Source organism: Pedobacter sp. AC163 (assembly GCF_979258665.1).
In genome coordinates, this window is sequence record NZ_OZ409872.1 from 4,163,401 (window position 1) to 4,183,714 (window position 20,314).

Annotated in this window: 15 protein-coding genes; 7 read left to right on the plus strand and 8 right to left on the minus strand. The window is 38.3% G+C overall.

What is annotated here, in order from left to right; genetic code table 11:
• The first annotated feature begins 92 nt into the window (after positions 1–92).
• The 7 genes from ACZZZK_RS17935 to ACZZZK_RS17965 are packed head-to-tail and all read left to right on the plus strand — an operon-like array spanning position 93 to position 12,432.
• Complete coding sequence (locus tag ACZZZK_RS17935; protein WP_463485312.1) at positions 93–3,374, plus strand: SusC/RagA family TonB-linked outer membrane protein; 3,282 nt, start codon at positions 93–95, stop codon at positions 3,372–3,374.
• Between the two features lie 21 nt (positions 3,375–3,395).
• Positions 3,396–5,114, plus strand: a complete 1,719-nt coding sequence (locus ACZZZK_RS17940; RefSeq protein WP_463485313.1) for a SusD/RagB family nutrient-binding outer membrane lipoprotein — start codon at positions 3,396–3,398, stop codon at positions 5,112–5,114.
• A 51-nt stretch (positions 5,115–5,165) separates the two neighbouring features.
• Positions 5,166–5,735 (plus strand): redoxin domain-containing protein, encoded by a 570-nt coding sequence (locus ACZZZK_RS17945; protein WP_463485314.1) that lies wholly within the window; start codon positions 5,166–5,168, stop codon positions 5,733–5,735.
• Position 5,736: 1 nt separating this feature from the next.
• Complete coding sequence (locus ACZZZK_RS17950) at positions 5,737–7,044, plus strand: monooxygenase (protein WP_463485315.1); 1,308 nt, start codon at positions 5,737–5,739, stop codon at positions 7,042–7,044.
• A 44-nt stretch (positions 7,045–7,088) separates the two neighbouring features.
• The gene (locus ACZZZK_RS17955; protein ID WP_463485316.1) at positions 7,089–8,279 is read left to right on the plus strand and encodes an ROK family protein; all 1,191 of its coding nucleotides are present in this window, start codon (positions 7,089–7,091) and stop codon (positions 8,277–8,279) included.
• Positions 8,280–8,320: 41 nt separating this feature from the next.
• Positions 8,321–9,745, plus strand: coding sequence for an alpha-L-fucosidase (locus tag ACZZZK_RS17960; protein WP_463485317.1), 1,425 nt, complete (start codon positions 8,321–8,323; stop codon positions 9,743–9,745).
• An 11-nt stretch (positions 9,746–9,756) separates the two neighbouring features.
• Positions 9,757–12,432, plus strand: a complete 2,676-nt coding sequence (locus tag ACZZZK_RS17965; protein ID WP_463485318.1) for a glycoside hydrolase family 3 C-terminal domain-containing protein — start codon at positions 9,757–9,759, stop codon at positions 12,430–12,432.
• Positions 12,433–12,539: 107 nt separating this feature from the next.
• On the opposite strand, the gene ACZZZK_RS17970 is transcribed toward ACZZZK_RS17965, so the two are convergent.
• The 8 genes from ACZZZK_RS17970 to ACZZZK_RS18005 form a co-directional block, all read right to left on the minus strand.
• Positions 12,540–13,625, minus strand: a complete 1,086-nt coding sequence (locus ACZZZK_RS17970) for an Ldh family oxidoreductase (RefSeq protein WP_463485319.1) — start codon at positions 13,623–13,625, stop codon at positions 12,540–12,542.
• Between the two features lie 82 nt (positions 13,626–13,707).
• On the minus strand, positions 13,708–15,294 hold the full coding sequence (gene bshC, locus ACZZZK_RS17975; protein ID WP_463485320.1) for a bacillithiol biosynthesis cysteine-adding enzyme BshC: 1,587 nt from the start codon (positions 15,292–15,294) through the stop codon (positions 13,708–13,710).
• Between the two features lie 190 nt (positions 15,295–15,484).
• Entirely contained in the window at positions 15,485–16,999 is a 1,515-nt protein-coding gene (locus tag ACZZZK_RS17980; protein WP_463485321.1) for a peroxidase family protein, read from the minus strand.
• Positions 17,000–17,127: 128 nt separating this feature from the next.
• Complete coding sequence (locus ACZZZK_RS17985) at positions 17,128–17,325, minus strand: putative quinol monooxygenase (protein WP_463485322.1); 198 nt, start codon at positions 17,323–17,325, stop codon at positions 17,128–17,130.
• Between the two features lie 12 nt (positions 17,326–17,337).
• The gene (locus tag ACZZZK_RS17990; protein ID WP_463485323.1) at positions 17,338–17,868 is read right to left on the minus strand and encodes a GNAT family N-acetyltransferase; all 531 of its coding nucleotides are present in this window, start codon (positions 17,866–17,868) and stop codon (positions 17,338–17,340) included.
• 141 nt (positions 17,869–18,009) lie between these two features.
• Positions 18,010–18,921 carry a helix-turn-helix domain-containing protein gene (locus ACZZZK_RS17995; protein WP_463485324.1) on the minus strand — a complete coding sequence of 304 codons (912 nt, stop codon included), beginning with the start codon at positions 18,919–18,921 and terminating at the stop codon, positions 18,010–18,012.
• Entirely contained in the window at positions 18,908–19,267 is a 360-nt protein-coding gene (locus ACZZZK_RS18000; protein ID WP_463485325.1) for a DUF4345 family protein, read from the minus strand. The genes ACZZZK_RS17995 and ACZZZK_RS18000 overlap by 14 nt, the downstream gene beginning before the upstream one ends.
• Positions 19,267–20,181, minus strand: coding sequence for an alpha/beta hydrolase (locus tag ACZZZK_RS18005; RefSeq protein ID WP_463485326.1), 915 nt, complete (start codon positions 20,179–20,181; stop codon positions 19,267–19,269). The genes ACZZZK_RS18000 and ACZZZK_RS18005 overlap by 1 nt, the downstream gene beginning before the upstream one ends.
• Between the last annotated feature and the right edge of the window lie 133 nt (positions 20,182–20,314).

Below are 20,314 nucleotides of genomic sequence, written 5' to 3' on the forward strand. Positions count from 1 at the left end.
TTTTAAACCTAATCAAACTATTATTATTACAGAACAGAAACAATCTTCACAAAACCGACAACCAAACTATTTATTAACTAAATTCATTTGTAATGAAAAAAATCTACAAAGGGCTATTTACTGCATTCTTATTAACATTATTGTTTATAGGTGCGTATGCTCAAAAAACGGTTACTGGTACCGTTAAAGATGTAACCGGAAACCCCGTGCCTGGGGTTAGCGTTTCTGTAAAAGGAACGAAGCGGGCAACCCAAACTGATGCAAACGGAAAATATAGTCTTTCTCTAAATCCTGGAGAATCTATTGTTTTCTCAGCAATTGGATATTTAAGAACTGAAATACCAGTTGAAAATCGTTCATCAATAGACATCTCTCTGAAAGAAGATTCTAAAGCCCTCGATGAAGTAGTAGTAACAACAGGTTTTGGAGTGAAGCAACAAACCAGAAAGTTGAGTTATTCTATTCAAGATGTAAAAGGCGATGATTTGGTTCGTGCCAATGAACCAAACATTGTAAATGCTTTGCAGGGTAAAGTAGCTGGTGTTGTGATCAACCAGGGAACAGGCGGTCCGCAGTCATCATCAAGAATCAGAATCAGGGGGAACTCTTCATTAAGTCCGAATACTCAACCTTTAGTTGTGATTGATGGAGTTTTGATTCAGCCAGGTGTTTCAGGAGCTGACTCATATGGTAATGGTGCCCAGGATTTTGGTAACATCATGAAAAACTTAAATGCTGATGATTATGAAAGCATAACCATATTGAAAGGTGCTGCTGCAAGTTCTTTATATGGTTCGAGAGCCCAGAATGGAGTGCTTTTGATCACCTCTAAAAAAGGTAAAGCTGGCCAGGGTTTAGGAATTTCATTTTCGCATACTCAAACAATCGAGGAGGCTTACCGGACTATGGATTTACAGAATGACTTCGGTGCAGGTATTAATCCAACATTTACGAAAGGTACCGATGGTATTCCACAGGTTGATGCCGCTAACTATTTTTGGAGCTTTGGTCCAAGATTCGACGGAAGTCAGGTTAAGGACATTGATGGTAGGATAATTACATGGGATGCAAAGCCAAATAATCTACTTGATGCCTATAAATTAGGAAACTACAGCAATTCAAATCTTGCATTCCAGGGTGCTAACGAAAACGGAACTTTCCGTCTTTCATATACTAAACTTTTCAGCACAGGTATTTTGCCAAATAATAAATTTGAGCGGGACGCTTTCGATTTTAGAGGTTCGCATAAATTTGCTAAACTATTCGAAATTAACGCCGGTGTAAATTATACCACTAGTAATAGTTTTAATCCGGTTAACCAGTCAAATAATAATAATCCTTTATTTGCCTTGGTTTACGCGAATCCAAGAAGCTATGATACCAACTATTGGAAAGACAAATATATTAGTCCAACAAATGGCGGTATCTTAACAGGTAGCGATGACCCATATGGTTTAGCCCCGCTTTGGTGGTCGATCTATAATACCAATGTTAGACAACGTGAAAACAATTTTAGAGGTAACCTTGATATTACAGCCAATATCAGACCATGGTTAAACGCAGTTTTACGTGGTACGTTAAACCAGATCAATACTTCACAGGAAACAAAAAATATTGGTACAGGTGTTGGCTTTACCGGAGGCGAATATGCTAAAAGCCAATCAGATCAAAGAAGTACAAGGTTCCAGTTTTTATTAAATGGAAACAAGCAAATTACAGATAATTTCAGCCTAAGCTTAAGTGTTGGTGCCGAAACCACTAAAGATTTTGGTAATAACTACACCCGTACTAGAACTGACGGAGGATTGAAAGATCCGGGTAAGTTCTTTATCGGAAACTCTGTAAATACAGCAGTTACTGACTTTTCGATAGATGGAAGCCAACGTACCGATGCAGTATATGCTTACGGAGATTTCTCTTATAAAAATATGCTTACGTTAAACTATAGTGTAAGAAACGATTGGTCTTCAACTTTAACTTATCCTGATGGTAGTGGCGATTATAGTTATCTATATCCTTCAGTAGGTTTATCTTACGTTTTTTCTGAATCTTTGAAAAATAACGATGATTTTGCATTTCTTTCATACGGTAAATTAAGAGCCAATTATGGTCACACCGGATTGGGAACGGCTCCGTACACAACGAGTAAAGGGAAATATTCGTTTTTAAGCACTTATATTGATGAAAATGGCGTTCAAATGCCTAGATATGGATATCCTGAATATACTTTAGGAAACTCACAATTGAAAAATGAGTTAACTAAGGAAATTGAATTGGGAGCAGAATTACGTTTCTTTAATGATCGATTTGGAATAGATTTCTCATTCTATAAAAAGAATACAACTAATCAGATTTTGTCATTGGCATTGCCGTCTGAGTCTGGAGTTCGTCAAAAACTATTTAATGCAGGAAACATTCAGAACAAGGGTATCGAAATACTATTGACTGGTACACCAATCAAGTCGAACAATCTTGAATGGAATACCACCTTGAACTTTGCTCGCAATCGCAATAAAATTATTGAATTAGCTCCAGGCGTGGATACTTACACTTTGGGCTATGCATTTGGAGCTGACATGAGTTCAGTTGCTGTTGCAGGGCAAGAATATGGAAGTATTTATACTGGTTATGGTTATGCTACTGATCCTAACAGCGGTCAAAAGCTTTTAAAAGCAAATGGAAGTTATTGGAGAAGTGGTGATTTAGGCCAGGGCAACAAAAATTTGGGTAGTATGATGGAAAAGTATAACGGAAGCTTAATCAATAATATCAGGTATAAAAACTTTAACGTTAATTTCCAAATTGATGCTAAAGTAGGTGGTTTAATAGCTTCTGGAACACATCAATATGGCACAAATTTCGGTGCATTTGAAAGCACGTTATTTGGCCGTTCTGCTGATTTAGGTGGTTTACCTAGAAAAGATGCACAAGGAAATATCATTGCAAATGATGGTATCATCCCTGAAGGTGTTTTTGCAGCAGGTACAACAATCAGTAATGTTAATGTTTCTGGTTTAACTTTCCAGGAAGCTGTTAACAGAGGGCTAATTCAGCCAGTAAGCGCCCGTGTTCATTATGCACGTTTAACACAATGGTCTACAGGTATTAGAGAATATTCTACATTCGAAAATAGCTGGGTTGCACTAAGAGAGGTTTCGGTAGGATATACTTTACCTAAAAAATTCACAGAAAAACTTAGTTTCAACCGAATTAACGTAAGTGTAATCGCAAGGAATTTAACTTACCTATACAACAGTTTACCAGATCATCTTAATCCTGAAGGTTTGTTCAATAATACTGCAGGAGCTTTTGCAGAATACGGAGGTATGCCTTACGTACGTACATTTGCATTCTCATTAAAAGGTTCTTTATAGTAATTTAAAAAAGAAATTGAAATGAAAACGATATATAAAATAGGTTTAACCTGTACAGCTTTAATTGGGCTGACCTTTACAGGCTGTAAAAAGGAGAAGTTTGTTGAACTTAACACCAATCCTCAGCTGATCGATGTAATTACTCCGGAACAACAATTTATGAATGCTGTTGCAAGTATTCAAGGAGACCGTTTCGAAGCTTATTATGATAACTTCAGAGGCATTATGCCTTGGATGCAAATGTTAACACCACTTGCTGGAAATAGTGTAACATTTATTTCAGAATCTGGCAGTTTAAGAAACGTTCGTTATGGCATTTTCTATCCTGCAGTAGGTGGTAACCTTACAGATGTAGAACAGCTGATTAGAAAAATGTCTGCAGAAGAACAGGCAAAAAGAGTACATGAAGTCGAAATTGCAAAAATAGTTAAGGCTTATTATGCCTTTTATGTTTCTGATATTAGTGGCAGCATTCCATACACAGATGCATTTATGGTGAGATATGGCGGTACTGAAACACCAAAATATAACACTCAGCCTGAATTATTTGATATTCTTGACGCTCAATTAAAAAGCGCAGTAACAACTTTAAGTGCAACGCAACCTGTTGCACAAACTTCTTTTGGTAAAAACGACCTGTTTTTTCAGGGTGACGTGGCCAAATGGATAAAAGTTGCGAACTCAACAAGATTGAGAATAGCGATGCGTTTAATGAAGAGAGATGCTGCTAAAATGAGAACTAAAGTATTGGATATTTTAGCCGCCCCAGGTGGTTTGATCGATAATGCGAATGAAAGTTGGATTTTTAGAGCCAATGCCAACTACGCAGATGGTGGAGACTGGTCGGCTGGGAACCTGCGTGCTCCTAGGCCAATTGTTGATTTCATGTATACCAATTCCGATCCTCGAATCAGGTTTTTCTATCAGGAGAATTTATTTAGTCAAACCAATTTCGATCTGGCTAAAGCACAAGGTAAAGTTCCAGCTTCTTCAACCTTCGATCCGAGAAGATATTATGGTGTTGCTACAAGTCCGGATGCTTCTGCTGCGCCAGACTTTGCTAAATTCCTTAATAACATCACTATCACGGTAAGGAATGCAAGTGGACAAAGTGTGCCTCAGGTGATGGATACCTTATCACTGATTCAACCACGCCTTTTTGCCGCTGGTGAAAATGGAGGTACAGGGATGAACGCATTTCCTTTGATTACTTATCCTGATGTTTGTTTTATGCGTGCTGAGTTAGCAGCAAGAGGCGTAACATCAGAAAGCGCTGAAAGCTGGTATAATAAAGGTGTAGAAGCATCTATCAGGTTATATGATGATCTTGCAAACAAAGCTAAAATTATTGATCGCACAGGTGCTGCTAATTATCAAGCCGTAACAGCGACGGAAATTAGCAACTATCTGGCTAAAACGCCAGTTAAGTATGATGCAGCCAAAGGTCTGGATCAAATTATTAGTCAGGCTTACCTTAACTTTTTTAAACAGCCTAACGAGGCCTGGGCAATTTTTAAAAGAACAGGTATGCCAAATACCACAACTGTTGTTGCGCTTGAAAGGATTATAGCCTCGGGTACCGAGCAATCTATTCCAAGAAGAGCTGCATTAAGCATCCCGTCAATTACAAATCTAAACTATCAGAATATTACAGATGCCTACAAAGCAATGCAGGCAGATCCTGATTTTGGTCAGGGACCAAGTGATATTACCGGAAGAGTTTGGTGGGATAAGAAATAAATTTTTTTCAAAAACTCCTGGTGAAAGCCGGGAGTTTTTTATATTAAGAGGATGTTTAGAATTTTCACCTATTTATTGCTAGTTAATTTAAGCATTTACGGAGCGAAGGCCCAAAGCAAAATTTCCGTTCAAAAGCTGCAAAAAATTCCGTTAAAGGCATTAAATGGAAAAACAGATCATATCATGGCTGGTAAGGCTACGGCTTTTGTTTTCCTGTCTCCAGAATGTCCGCTATGTCAAAATTATGTAGCGGAACTTAACGCATTAAAATTAAAATATCCAAACGTGGAAATACTGGGCTTAATTCCCGGAAATGCTTATAAACTGAAGGAAATATCTGCGTTCAAGGATGAATATAAGGTAGGTTTCCCTTTGTTAGTAGACGATTTGAAATTATTAACTTCAGCATTGAATGCCACCACTACTCCAGAAGTTATCTTAATCGATCAACAAGGCGCACTGAAATATCGTGGATTAATTGATAACTGGGCCGAGAGCCTTGGAGTTAAACGCAAAGTTATCACGTCGCATTACTTAAATGACGCCCTTGCAAACCTGACTACACCCAACTACCCTGTTAAAATTACTAAGCCAGTTGGCTGCTTAATTAACGACAAATAAAATGAAGAAAATTTTGTTATTACTTATTACCTTACTGGTGGTTAAATGGGGTTTTAGTCAGAAATTAACCTACTATGAGCATATTGCACCAATAATTAAAAATAAATGCACACCCTGCCACCGGCCAGGAGAAGCGGCACCTTTTGCATTATTAACCTATGAAGATGTTTCAAAAAGAGGAAGCTTTATAAAAAAAGTGACCCAATCTGGTTTTATGCCGCCCTGGAAGCCAGATAATCATTACCGAAGTTTTGAGAATGATCGGTCGTTAAGTGAAGCTGAAAAGAAAATGATTAGTGCCTGGGTTGACGATAAAATGCCTCAGGGTACAGTTAAGGCTAAAGGTAAATTGCAACAGGATTATATAGAAGGAACACAATACAGCCGTACGCCAGAACTGGTTTTAAAAACAATGAAGCCCTTCATCGTCAAATCAGATAGGGAAGAACGTTTCATCGTTTTCAAGATACCATTTGAGCTCGGCGAAGAAAAAAATGTAGAGGCGATTGAATTTTTCTCCTCAAATAAGAAACTTATTCATCATGCAAATTTCGCCATACATCCGGTAGCGGATGGTGTAGATATCAATAGTGCGGCCGACTATGTAAATTTAACAGATGGCGACCGATCTGCTTATGATCAATATATGCCCTTTAAAAAGGAAATGACCTACTATGGGGGTTGGATTCCGGGAACATCATTCGAATCCTATCCGGCTAATTTAGGTTGGGTAATGCCAAAAAGAGGCGTAATTCTACTTACCATTCATTATGGTCCATCAGCAAAGGAGGAAGAAAGCATTTCAGGGGTTAATTTTTTCTTTAAAAAGACACCAATAGAGAGGAAAATAGATGTAGTCAGTTTGGGTTCTGCTGGAGTTGGAGAAAATTCAATTGATCCTTACTTCATGATTCCTGCTGATTCTGTGAAGAAATTTAACTTAAAGATAGTTACACCGAAAGATCAGTCCTTATTATATATTTGGCCACATATGCATCTGTTGGGAAAAGATTTTAAAGCTTATGCAGTAACACCAGATGGAAAAACGATTAATTTAGTTTCTATTCCATCATGGGATTTTAGATGGCAAGAAATTTATCGTTTCAAGCAACTGATAAAAATTCCGAAGGGGTCCATTTTAACAATGGAGGCTACTTACGATAACTCGAAAAATAACCCTAACAACCCTAATAATCCTCCTAAAATGGTTTTTTCAGCTAATGATATGAAATCAAGTGATGAGATGATGACGATGTTAATGCTGTTTCTTCCATACAAAGAGGGCGATGAGAAGCTCTTATTAAAATAACCGAGCTTGCTTAGACTTATTATTATCATTAAAATTTAGTTCAGATGTCTGTTATCATCGAGAAAGGTCAGCGTTTAAAAGCTGATATTATCAAGCATCTCTATTATAAAATAGCGCTGTCATTAACCGATTTAAGTAAGCTCACCAAAAAGAGTTTACCATTGGTTACCTCTGTTGTCAACAATTTGATGGCTGAAGGTTATATTATAGAACAAGGATTAGCACCTTCTACTGGCGGTCGACGCCCTTCCATGTACCTGCTTAACCCAAATCATAATAAATTTATTGTGGCCATTGCCATGGATCAACTTATTACCAGACTTACCGTTTATGATATGTCTAGAAAGTTAATCGTACCCATGCAATATCTGGATTTCGACTTGTCTGATGACAAAAGCGATGTTTCTACACTGGTAAACTTTATTAATGAGAGTATTGATAGATCAAAAATAAAAAGAAAAGATATTTTAGGTATAGGGATTGGAATGCCAGGTTTTGTGAATGCAGAACTAGGTATAAACCTGTCCTATCTTCCAATTAATAATGGGTTAACATTACGCGAATTTATTTCTTCAGCAGTGAAACTTCCGGTTTTTATTGATAATGATTCAAGTTTAATCGCTTTGGCCGAACTCAATTTCGGTGAGGCAATGGATTTAAAAGAAGTAATGGTTGTAAATATTGGCTGGGGAACGGGGCTTGGTATGATTATCAACGGCCAACTTTACAGAGGAAGTACGGGCTATGCTGGTGAGTTTAGCCATATTCCCCTATCAGATAGTAACAATTTATGTTCTTGCGGAAAAAGGGGGTGTTTAGAGGTTGATACTTCATTGCTCGTGATGGCAGAAAAAGCTGAACAGGCTTTAGCAAATGGCGCCGAATCTAGTATGAAAGAGTTGTTTAAAGATAAAACTAAACATCAAAGAGATCATTTTTTGGATGCTGTAATCGCTCAAGATCCCTTAGCAGTTTCTATTTTATCTAAAGCCGGATTTCAGTTAGGAAAGGGGTTATCAACATTAATTCATATTCTTAACCCAGAATGCATCGTGTTAAGTGGAAGAGGAGCAAAGGCCGGAGAAATGTTGCTGCCCCCTATCCAACAAGCGATAAATGAATTCTGTATACCAAGAATTGCAGGCCAAACCAAAATCAAGATATCTACGCTAACTGATGAGGCAGAATTACTAGCAGCTGCCGGCCTAATAATCGAAAACAGTCAATTTGATTAATAGACTACAGATCAACGATAAAAAAAACTCACGACATTGATATGAAAAGATTAATATTTTCCTTTTATCTATTTTCACTTTCAATTGCTTTTTCCTCCGCTCAGGAACGCAATGATATCGTAAAACAATCTTCCACTTACGAGTGGCCAAAAGATCCTTTGGTTAAAGAGAAACTAGAGCAGTGGCAGGATAAAAAGTTTGGCATGATCATCCATTGGGGTTTGTATGCTGTTCCAGGAATTATCGAATCTTGGTCTATCTGCTCTGAAGATTGGATCGAAAGAGATTCTACCATTGCTTACGAAGACTATAAAAAATGGTATTGGGATTTTAGCAAGCAGTTCAATCCAACCAAATTCAACCCCGAGCAATGGTCGGCTGCGGGAAAAGCTGCAGGAATGAAATATCTCGTTTTTACTACCAAACACCATGATGGTTTTGCCATGTTTGATACCAAGCAAAGCGATTTCAGCATTGCCAAAGGACCTTTTGCCAATAACCCAAAGGCAGATGTTGCAAAATATGTTTTTGATGCTTTTAGAAAAGATGGCTTCATGATCGGTGCCTACTTTTCTAAACCTGATTGGCATTCGCAATATTATTGGTGGCAAAAGTATGCTACGGCAGATCGAAACAATAATTACGATATCAAAAAATATCCATGGCGTTGGAATAAATTCAAGGATTTTACCTACAAACAAATCGGAGAATTAATGAATAACTACGGCAGTGTAGATATTCTTTGGCTTGATGGGGGCTGGGTTCGTCCTTTGGAAACCGTGAATGAAGAGGTGCTGTCGTGGGGTGCAAATATCCCTAAATGGAGCCAGGATATTGATATGCCGAAAATTGCTGCAATGGCAAGGAAAGCACAGCCAGGGTTGTTAATGGTTGATAGAACTGTTCATGGTCCTTACGAAAACTACCAAACGCCTGAACAACGGATTCCGGAAAAACAATTGGATTATCCCTGGGAAAGTTGCATGACTTTAGGCGGTGCCTGGGGCTTTGTACCTAACGATCAATATAAATCTTCCACAGAAGTAGTTCATAAACTGGTAGAAATTGTCGCAAAAGGTGGCAGTTTATTACTTGGTGTTGGGCCCAAGCCAGATGGAACGCTCCCTGATGAGGTAACCAAACAGCTTAATGAAATTGGAAAGTGGACTTCTAAAAATGGAAAAGCAATTTATGGTACCCGCATCACAAAAGATTATCACGACAGACAAACCTGGTTTACTCAAAGTAAAGATTCCAAAAAGAGATTTGCAATTCATTGCTTAGCAGAGCAAACAATACCAGATATGGTGAAATGGAAAGGAAACGCACCCAAAAAAGGCACTGAAATCATTTTGCTTTCCACAGGTAACAAAGTAAAATGGAAAGGTGTTGATGGAGAAACCTGCGTTTCTATTCCTAAAGTTGATCGTACGGCAGCGCTTGCTTTTGAGTTTACAGCGCAATAAAATTAAACCCTATGAAGATAAAATGTTTTGTAGCCATTCTTGGGATAACTATTTTTTCTCTTGATGCAATAAATACATTTGCACAAAAGCAAACAACCCCTGTTTACAAAGATGCGAAGTCAAGCATCGATGATAGGGTAAAGGATTTGCTGGCGAGAATGACTCCGGAAGAAAAATTCTGGCAACTATTTATGATTCCCGGCGACCTTGATGGGGTTGATAAAAAGCGTTACCAGAATGGGATTTTTGGTTTACAGGTAAGTGCTGTATCTCAAGGTGGTGGTGGTGCCAATCAAATGATGACCTACAATACTTCAGAAAATGCGTTCACACTGGCTAAGAAAATTAACGCCATTCAGAAATTCTTTATGACTGAAACCCGGTTGGGCATTCCGATTATTCCTTTTGATGAAGCCCTTCATGGTTTGGTGCGCCAAGGTGCAACCGCTTTTCCTCAGGCAATCGGGCTGGCAGCGAGTTTTGATACCGAAAATATGGCTAATGTTGCTCGGGCAATAGCTGGAGAAACTAAAGTGAGAGGAATTAGAGATATTTTGACGCCAGTTGTAAACATCGCGTCAGATGTGCGTTGGGGCAGGACGGAAGAAACGTACGGTGAAGATCCCTTCCTTTCTTCGCAAATGGGTTTGGCTTTTGTCAGCGCATTCGAAAAGCAAAACATCATTACCACACCTAAACACTTTATTGCAAATGTGGGCGATGGCGGTCGCGACAGCTATCCTATCCATTTCAATGAGCGGATGATGAAGGAAATCTATTATCCACCTTTTGAAGTGGCGATAAAACAAGGCAAAAGCAGATCGCTGATGACGGCTTACAATTCTGTTGATGGAACTCCGGCAACGTCGAATTATCAATTGCTTACGCAAAAGTTAAAAAACGATTGGGCTTTCGGAGGTTTCGTAATCTCTGATGCAGGAGCCGTTGGTGGAGCCAGTGTATTGCATCATACCGCAACAGGCTATGCACAATCTACCATACAAGCCATTGAAGGCGGGTTAGATGTGATTTTTCAAACTGAATTTGATCACTATAAACTCTTCATCCCGCCTTTTTTGGATGGTTCAATTTCGAAAAGCCGAATCGATGATGCCGTTTCAAGGGTTTTGAAAGCAAAGTTTGAACTGGGTCTTTTCGAAAATCCATATGTATCAGAAAGGGATGCTGAAAAAGCTGTAAGCGATAAACGCAATAAATCTGTAGCAAAAGCAGCCGCCCAAAAGTCATTTGTGCTGTTAAAAAATGAGCAATCATTACTTCCTTTAAATGCTGACAAGAAGATTTTAGTACTGGGTGAAGATGCTACTGAAGCACGTCTAGGGGGGTATAGCGGTTCTGGAAACGGCAAAATCAGTATTCTGGAAGGAATCAGGAAAAGGGTGGGACAAGCAGCCAACGTGGTGTATGCAAAAGGAAGCAGTCGCGATCCTAAATTCTACCAAATTATCCCAGCTAATTTTTTACGTACCGATACAGCAAGGGGATTAAAGGCCGAATATTTTGATAATTTGAATTTCAGCGGCTTACCTGCGGTTACCAGAATCGACAAGAAAATCGATTTCATGTGGACCCTTTATGCTCCCGACCGCAAACTTGCAAAAGATCAATACTCGGTAAGGTGGACCGGAAATTTAGTCGCCCCACAAACCGGAGCATTCAAGATCGGCTTAGAAGGGAATGATGGTTTCAGGCTTTTTATCAACGATAAATTGTTGATCGATCAATGGGAGAAAACTTCTTATCATAGCCGCCTGATCTCTTTTAATTTTGAAAAAGATAAAAAATATGCCATCCGCATCGAATTTCAAGAAACGAAAGGCAATGCCTACATCAAATTCATTTCTGATTTTGAAGTGATTAATAATGTTGACAAGGAGCTTGCTGAAGCCGTTTCGCTTGCCAAACAAGCAGATGTTGTGGTGATTGCTGCCGGTATAAAAGAGGGTGAATTTCAAGATCGGGCCATGTTGAACTTGCCTGGAAATCAGGAACAGTTAATCAATGAAATGGTTAAAAGTGGTAAGCCCGTTGTGGTGCTATTGGTTGGTGGAAGTGCAATTACGATGAATAATTGGATCGATCATGTACCTGCGGTTTTAAATGTTTGGTATCCGGGGGAAGAAGGAGGAAACGCAATAGCGGAAACGCTTTTTGGCGATTATAATCCTGCAGGGCGATTGCCGATAACCTACCCGGTACATGAATCGCAATTGCCATTGGTGTATAATCATAAACCAACCGGGCGTGGCGATGATTACAATAACCTCAGTGGAGAACCGCTATTTCCATTTGGTTACGGCTTGAGTTATACAAAATTTGAATACAGTGAATTGGTTTTGAGTAAACGTGAAATTAATCAAAACGAGAAGGTTACAGCCACTTTTAAACTAAAAAATATCGGCAATCGGGCAGGTGAAGAAGTTGCTCAACTTTATATTCGGGATATGTTGGCTACCATTGTTAGGCCAGTATTGGAACTTAAAGGATTCAAGAGAATTGCATTGAAACCAGGAGAAAGTAAAGAGATTGTGTTTGAAATCGAGCCAGAAATGCTGAAAATGTTCAATGCAAAAATGAAATCTGTGATTGAACCAGGGGATTTTAGAATCATCATTGGCGCTTCGAGTAAAGCGTTATGGTTAAAGGAAACGCTTAAAGTATTATAACGCTGCCCCTCATTTTAGCCGAAAGATTTTGCCTTTTTATGGTAGGTTAACCATATGTACTTAGTTAGTTATCGCCGTGAGTGCTGGTTACACTCGCGGCTTTTTCTTTAATTTAAACCTCCAATTCCTAATTTTTCGGCTAACTCATTCAAATCTTTTACTACAACGTCGATCAAAGGTATTCCACTCAATTTTCTCTCTTGTTCAAACTCATGTTCCGGTTCGCCAGGTATAATTACTTTCTTATCAGGATCAATTGTTTTTGCAGTTTTAAAACGTTCCACCCAGTTATCCAGGTGATTTTTGAATTCTTCGGCAGGGCGGAAACCGTCGACACGCATTGCACCTAAGAAATGGCCTAAACCTTCACCAACCGGGTTTGCAGAGGGTTCTAAAAAAGCAACAAAAGGTGGTACCCATGGGCCATAGTTTGCACCTGAAAGCACAGCCGATAAAATATCAACTGTAGCACTCAATCCGTAACCTTTATGACTTCCATGATCCTTATCACTACCCAAAGGCAGGAGCGAACCCCCACTTTTCAATTCGTTAGGATCAATTGAATTTTTTCCGTTTTTATCCTGTACCCAACCTTCAGGGATAGGTTTGTTAGCCCTTTGTGCAATTTCTAATTTTCCATTTGCAGCAGCAGAGGTAGCCATATCTACAATTACCGGAGGATATTTCCCTGCCGGAAATGCGTAACACATTGGGTTGGTTCCAAGTAATCGCTCATTGGTGTATGTTGGCGCAACCAGCGGACTTGCATTGGTCATGCTGATGCCGATCATGTCTTTTTCTACCGCCATTAAAGCATGGTAGCCCGCAATCCCGAAATGGTTAGAGTTTTTTACTGAAACCCATCCGCTTCCGTATTTCTCTGCTTTTTCGATTGCTACTTTCATTGCGAAAGGTGCAACAACCAAACCCAAACCCGCATCGCCGTCAACGGTTGCAGTGGTCGGCGTTTCATGTACAATTCTAATGTTGGGTGTGGCATTGATTCTATTTTTCTCCCATAAACGAACATAGCCACTTAAACGGGCCACACCATGTGAATCAATTCCACGTAAATCAGAACGAATTAATACATCGGTAGCAAGCTCAGCGTGTTCATCAGAGCAGCCCATTTTTTTAAAAACGTTGTAGGTGAAGGCTCGGAGGTGTGATTCGGTAAAGGTTATAAAGTTCATTTTTGCATCAATTTGTCGTCATTGCGAGGTACGAAGCAATCTATTCAAAGGGATTGCTTCGTGCCTCGCAATGACGATTTGTTTAGGGTAAGAGTAGGGTAAAATCGCCGCCAAGTGGCTCGAAGTTTTCTATGCAGGATGAAAGAAAATCTTCCCCGTAGTTAACATACATTGGTGCGATATTCAAAGTTCTTTCTTGCATGGTACCATTAGGAAAAAGTCGCTTTTTAACATTTTCAATTTGTACCAACGCCATTTCATGCTTTCGTTTTTCAGCTCTAAAGAGTTTCTTTTCTAGGTTGGCTAGCAAGCGGTTTGTTTTCTGCTTTGCAGTATCGGTAGAAACGGAAAGGGTTTTATCAATTTTATAAGCATTTAACTTAATCTGGTCAAAAATACTATTGATAGCACGGGTTTCATCGGCTAGGCTAAGCTGGGCAGTCGAGTTTTTCTTTACCCACAGATTTTTCAACTCTTCAACCGGTAAAAAGATATCCTCCAGAGAAAAACCCAGACTGTATAAATTTTCGGCACTGCGTTTATCAATCAATAAAGCAGAATTACGGAGCAACAACACCGGAAAATCTACTTTATAAAAATCGAAATTGGCTTTTAGCTGCATCCAATAAGCTACTTCAGCGCCCCCGCCGATGTAAGCGATGTTTGGCAAAATTATTTCCTGGTACATTGGCCGCATCACCACATTCGGACTGAACCGTTCGGGGTTCGATGCGATTTCTGCCAACAGTTCATCCTCGGTAAAACTGATGTCAGTATGATTGACCAGGTATTTCCCATCTTCAAAAATTAAACGTTCCCGCAAATCATCTTTGAGATAAAAGAAATTGATATCCCTGCCGTTAACCTGGGTTTTGTAGCCTTTTTCCTCGAGCTGGTTAGAGGTAGAGTCGATATTTTTAGAACTGTTATGCTGCCTCACATCATCAGCTATTACGCTCGCGAAAATCTTTTTTAATGCCGCTTCATCTGCATTAACGATTACCAAACCGTATTTTTCAAATAATTTATTTACCAGATAACGTGTAGCATCAGCTAAATTATCATGTTCCAGGTAAGCTTTTTCTACCAGTTTAGCAATGTGCTTTCCATTTTTCGAAATACCCAAATAGCCTTTGTAAGCGGTTACTGCAGCAGCGACAGCTTTGGTACTTAACCTGCCGGTAGCACCATTGGTGGTTTGTATCCAACTGATGTTTTTTTCATCAACACTTACGTGATTAATTTCTTCAAAATCATGATCTTCTGTGGCCATCCAATAAACAGGCACAAAATTTTTATCAGGATGGGCCATCTTTAACTCGATCGCTAGATTTATTGCGGTAACGATCTTGTAAATAAAATATAAGGGGCCAGTAAAAAGATTAAGTTGATGGCCTGTAGTTACTGTAAAAGTATTTTCAGAAGCCAGAAGTTCGATGTTTTTTGTTACCGATTTATTGGTTTGAATGTGCTGGTATTGGCTTTTTAGAACATCAACCAAAATGTTTCGATCTCCGGAAAAATTCCTGTTTTCTATTGCCTGGGCTAAACCATCCATATCAGGACGATAACTGTAAAAAGGCCTTAACTGTTCTTCATCATTGATATAATCCAAAACCAGTTTTGAAAAAGAGCCAGTTTCCTGATAGGAAATATATTTTGCCTGCATAATTAGCGAAAGTAATGCAATTTAAGAATATTTGTAAAGCCGAACTACTATTTTACAATACTTAAATAAATTTTAACGATTGCATAGGTATTGAAAACAACGTAAAAAAAACCGCTCTAAAATTATAGAGCGGTTGAGAGAACCATGGATAGATAGCAATCGTTTGAACGAGATATTGATGCCTTCCTTTTTAAAATTCAATTGGCACTTTTCCTTCGGCAATTCTACATAGATCGGCCATGGTAAAATGCTTATTGCTACGATAAGCTTCCCAGCAAGGTAAGCTTGGTTTCCAGAATGGATTTTGGCTTATAAAGGAAGTATTATCACCTTCTAATAAACCTACAAATACTTCAGTTACAATTCTTCCTCCAACATCTCCGAGTTTTAAACCCATTTGTTGAACTTCTGCTTCTTTTAGTATATAAAACCACAATGGTGTGCTGTTTTCAAAATTGACTTTATAGTGCTTTAAGTCGTTGAATATTTCAGCTTCCATTGGCTTAAATCTCATTGCATGTGCAACACGTTGGCCCGATGGCATACTAAAGGTTAAACTTCTAAGTAAATTGCGAGATGCCAAAGAAATCACATCGCCAGATGCAAAACCTGGGAGTTGAAATAAGGGAGAAGATATTTTTGTATCTATCAGCTTATTCGGTCTCATACTTCCATCGCCCAAATTAAAGAAGGTATGCCAATCTATAAAGCGTCTATCAGCTCTCTTGCCGCCTCGTAAATCATTAGGGTCCGGACTATGATGGTCGGCAGCGAAATCGAAAATATCAGCAAAAAATGGCGTTGGGTTTGGCTTGTTTGCTGTTCCAAAATTCGCACGGTAGGACGGACGGATTTGGCTGTGTCCAAAACGATACGCTGCCACCGAAAATTCTACAGGAATGTAAGGCTGATTATGCCAGCCATAAAATTTTCGGCCGTTAGTGAGTACATCGTTTACTACATTTTCACCACATAGGAGCGGCAAAAACTCGTGAAGCAAAATCCATTGGTAATGCCAGCGAACAAGCTCTTGCGCCTCGTTAAAAACTACTGAAGGTGATTTTGTGGGCCATTTAACCCGAATCGCATCAACCAATTTATTATGAAATTGTAAAAAAAGTACTTGCAGCTGAGAAACTATTAAATTTTCATCGTTTCTCGGATCGCCTATTAATGCGGTATTTTGGGAATTTCGAGGTAAATCAAATTTATTTATTCCGTCTTTACCTTGGCTAGTTAGGGGATGAAGCAGCATTTTTATGCCCATGCCGTCAGATTGATCGTAAAGGTGCGGAGAAGCTCCAGGACCGCTGCCGTATACATTATCCAAAGCCAGGCTTGGTGTTCTGAAATTCTCTATAAATTCTGGATCCGATTGCCTTTCCAAACTGGAAGTTGGATCAAAAGTGATATCATGATCGATAAATTGGCCTAAGAAAGTCATACCCGCTCCCATAATCGGTGAGTTCGGATTGTTGACTTGTAGTGTAGGATCGGTAATTAAATTGATAGGATCTTGATTCATATCATCTTTAGCGTCCATGATGCCGCCTTTTTTGCCAATGTCTTTTAAAGCCTCCCTGACTTTAGTAGTGTCTGTTGCGAAAGGTGGCAGTGAGGGAAAAATTCTGCCGAATTTTCCTTTGTCGTAAAATCGAGATGTAAAAGGAACGATGTCCTGATAAAGTGCGCCATGTCTGCTCATAATTTTATATTTAGTTATTAGGTTATACTAAATATAATTACTAATGGTTTGATTATATGATGTTTGTCATCTATTTTGCATGCTTTGGGTGCGATATACGCTTTTTACGGTATGGTTTTGCTGTATTATTAATCAGGTTTCTTTCCACTACCAATGAGGTTAACATCAACAAGTTCTAACGATTTCACCATATCCTTAACCGTTTCTTTATACTTTTTAAAATGAGCGGTAGTGATGTGCGCTTCGTATGCAGCAGTATCAGCATAAATTTCGAGTATGGTAATGTCGGTCGGGCTGGATTTATCGGCAACCGCATCATAGGTCAATACATTCTGTTTTTAATTCAATCGAGCTAACTTGAAAATACTGATATCAGGGTTTTCAGTCAATAGATCTTCAGATTTAGAAAATTGAAGTGTCGTTAATAATTTGGTAGATTTCTGATTTCCTTTATGTGTAAATGCAATGATTTGGCAAAACTGCAAGGTTTCAAAAGTGTAATTTATAACTACCTCCAGTGCTTCTTTCATAATGCCCTGCCCTTGAAAGTTTGTTTTTAACTCGTAGCCGACTTCGCAACTATTATTTTTAGTGGAGAAATTGTAAAGGCAAATGGTGCCCACAAAAGTTTTAGTTTTTATTAGGGTAATTGCCCAGTAAATGGAGGTGTTATTTCTTATATTTTCATTAACGTTGTCTATAAATCGTAAGGCATCCTCAACTGTTGTGCTTGGTTTTCTATCGAGATATTTGTTTATTACTGCATCAGAACGCAAAGCGAAAATATTCAGCTGATCATCATGAGATAATTGTCTAAGTCTAAGCCTTTCGGTGGTTAAAATTGGGAATTTTTTGAATAGATCAATCATTAGGTATGTTTCTCTGTTTGTAGAGTGATTTTTATATTGATGGCAAGTAATTTGTTCACTAGCTTGGTTAAGAAATTACAAACGGCAAGAGTACTTTTGCTTTTTATTTTCTTGTTGTTAAAACAATTGGGAAGTGAAAATTTAATTAAACGATTGTCTGTACTTTAAGGGAGACATTTCAGTTTTCTTTTTGAAAAGTCGGTTGAAGGATTGCGATTGCTCAAAACCTAATTCATAAGCAATTTCGTTTACGGATAAGTTTGTCGTCAAAAGTTTTTCTTTTGCTTTTTCAATGAGTTTTTCGTGAATGTGCTGTTGGGCATTTTGTCCTGTTAGCAAACGCAACATATCGCTTAAATAATTTGCAGAAAAATGAAGTTGATTGGCTAAATATTCAACTGTCGGCAATCCATTTTTTAGCGTTTCCGTGTTATTAAAGTAATCGTTCAATAGATTTTCCATTTTAGAAAGTAAATCATTGTTTACAACTTTTCGGGTAATGAATTGACGTTCGTAAAAACGATTGCAATAGTTCAAAAGCAAATCAATTTGCGACAGAATAATATCTTGTGTATGCTTGTCAATATGCTGGTATTCTTTTTCTATTTTTTGAAATATCTCAATAACATTTTTTTCTTCTTGGTCAGAAAGATGCAGCGCTTCATTTATGGAATAGGAAAAGAAACCATAGTTTTTGATTGTGCTTTGCAATGGGTGTTTTTTCAAAAAATCAGAGTGAAAAAATAACACGTATCCTGTTCCAATCGTTTCGTTAAAAGCGTTGGTTTTCTCTAGTTTAACCGATTGGACTTGTTTAGGTGCAGTAAAAATCATTGTTCCCTTGTCAAAATCATAATATTGCTGTCCGTATTTTACTTTGGATTGGATATTGTTTTTTAGAGATATCGTATAAAAATCAGTAGAAAAATGTTTCCACAAATCAGAATCTACAGCGTGTATTTCAGAAACCAAAACCACACTAACCAACGGATGTGAAGGGGGAGGAATGGATAGTAAGCGATGAAATTCGGATAAAGAATTAATGGTCTGCATATCTAAATAAAATTCTAAAGATAATTAATGCAACAACTTCTATGGTTAGCCAAAGTAATTGTTTTGAAAAAAAACCGTCTAAAGCAAACCCAACTAATCGGGCTATGATAATTCCTAAAGTTAGAAAAAACAATACTGCAAAAACGCTTAATTTCCAATTACTCCATTCATTGAAAAAAGTTAAGAAAATCCCTAATCCAATTAAAAATCCCCATTTAACCCGTATTTCAATCATTTGATATGGATTTTCGGGTAAGGGAATTTTGCTGATTATGTTTGGTTTGTATGTTAGAACGCAACCTGCAATGAGCAAGATTACTCCGGTTATTTTTAGAAAAAAAGTCATTATTTCTGCAAAAGGTTTTCCTGAAAGAATGGCACTAGTTCATCTAATGCTTCTGCTGTTGCTTCGGGTTTGTCGTATAAATCATAATGACCTGCACCATTTACGATATGGATTTTTTTGTTTTTAGAAACGGCTTTTTTGTATAAGTCAAAGCCATCTCTGTAAGAACCGAAAGAACCAACTTTGTCTCCAACGATAATCAATAAGGGTTGTGTCAATAAAAAATCAGCGAGGTGAAAAGCGTCAAACATGATTAAGTTCGCCGTACTTGCAAAAAGCAATTTATTGTTTGAAGTAGGGAATTCGCCTCTTGGCGTTCTGTAATAATCAATAGCCTCTAACATATCCAAATCGTTTATGCCTGCCTTTTTTGCTTCTTCGGAAGAATTGGGTGTCCAATTGGTAATCATCGGCTCTGCACCGTTGGCTTCCGCAGTTCGTTGCGTAGAAATAGATTCTAATGTTTCTAAAAAATTTGCTTCTCTGAATGCTCGGCCTATGTTTACTCCTGAAATTGTAGCCAAAGCTTTTATTCGCCTTTCTTTCAATGCTGCATTTGCAGCATAACCACCGCCTGCGCAAATACCCAATAAACCGATGTGGTTTTTATCTACAAAATATAATGTAGTAAGATAGTCTACGGCATAGCATAAGTCTTCTACACGACTGGTTGGGTCTTCAAAATATCTTGGCTCTCCACCGCTTTCGCCTTGAAAAGAAGCATCATAAGCCAAAGCAATAAACCCTTTTTGGGCAAGTTTTCCGGCATAAAAACCTGCGGTTTGTTCTTTTACGCTGCCTCCCGGATGAACGCAAACAATAGCGGGATAATTCTTTGTTTCATCAAAATTGTCGGGCAAATGAAGATTGGCTACTGTGTCCCAATTTCTGTTTTTAAATTTTACTTTTTGCATCGTTTTACATTTTAAGTTTTACAATGCAAAGTTCGTCTTCCTTTAAAGAGTAAATGTAACCAAATTGAGGTTGTTTGTACCCGAATCGGGGTTGAGATGTTATGTTGGTGTGGCATTTCCCATTACCGCTAAC

Bases quoted from the DNA above. Each gene is read 5' to 3' on its own strand.
- ACZZZK_RS17960 (WP_463485317.1), top strand. From the start codon at position 8,321: ATGAAAAGATTAATATTTTCCTTTTATCTATTTTCACTTTCAATTGCT.
- ACZZZK_RS17945 (WP_463485314.1), top strand. From the start codon at position 5,166: ATGTTTAGAATTTTCACCTATTTATTGCTAGTTAATTTAAGCATTTAC.
- ACZZZK_RS17965 (WP_463485318.1), top strand. From the start codon at position 9,757: ATGAAGATAAAATGTTTTGTAGCCATTCTTGGGATAACTATTTTTTCT.
- ACZZZK_RS17935 (WP_463485312.1), top strand. From the start codon at position 93: ATGAAAAAAATCTACAAAGGGCTATTTACTGCATTCTTATTAACATTA.
- ACZZZK_RS17955 (WP_463485316.1), top strand. From the start codon at position 7,089: ATGTCTGTTATCATCGAGAAAGGTCAGCGTTTAAAAGCTGATATTATC.
- ACZZZK_RS17990 (WP_463485323.1), bottom strand. From the start codon at position 17,868: ATGATTGATCTATTCAAAAAATTCCCAATTTTAACCACCGAAAGGCTT.
- ACZZZK_RS17950 (WP_463485315.1), top strand. From the start codon at position 5,737: ATGAAGAAAATTTTGTTATTACTTATTACCTTACTGGTGGTTAAATGG.
- ACZZZK_RS17940 (WP_463485313.1), top strand. From the start codon at position 3,396: ATGAAAACGATATATAAAATAGGTTTAACCTGTACAGCTTTAATTGGG.
- ACZZZK_RS18000 (WP_463485325.1), bottom strand. From the start codon at position 19,267: ATGACTTTTTTTCTAAAAATAACCGGAGTAATCTTGCTCATTGCAGGT.
- ACZZZK_RS17995 (WP_463485324.1), bottom strand. From the start codon at position 18,921: ATGCAGACCATTAATTCTTTATCCGAATTTCATCGCTTACTATCCATT.
- ACZZZK_RS18005 (WP_463485326.1), bottom strand. From the start codon at position 20,181: ATGCAAAAAGTAAAATTTAAAAACAGAAATTGGGACACAGTAGCCAAT.
- ACZZZK_RS17980 (WP_463485321.1), bottom strand. From the start codon at position 16,999: ATGAGCAGACATGGCGCACTTTATCAGGACATCGTTCCTTTTACATCT.
- ACZZZK_RS17970 (WP_463485319.1), bottom strand. From the start codon at position 13,625: ATGAACTTTATAACCTTTACCGAATCACACCTCCGAGCCTTCACCTAC.
- bshC (WP_463485320.1), bottom strand. From the start codon at position 15,294: ATGCAGGCAAAATATATTTCCTATCAGGAAACTGGCTCTTTTTCAAAA.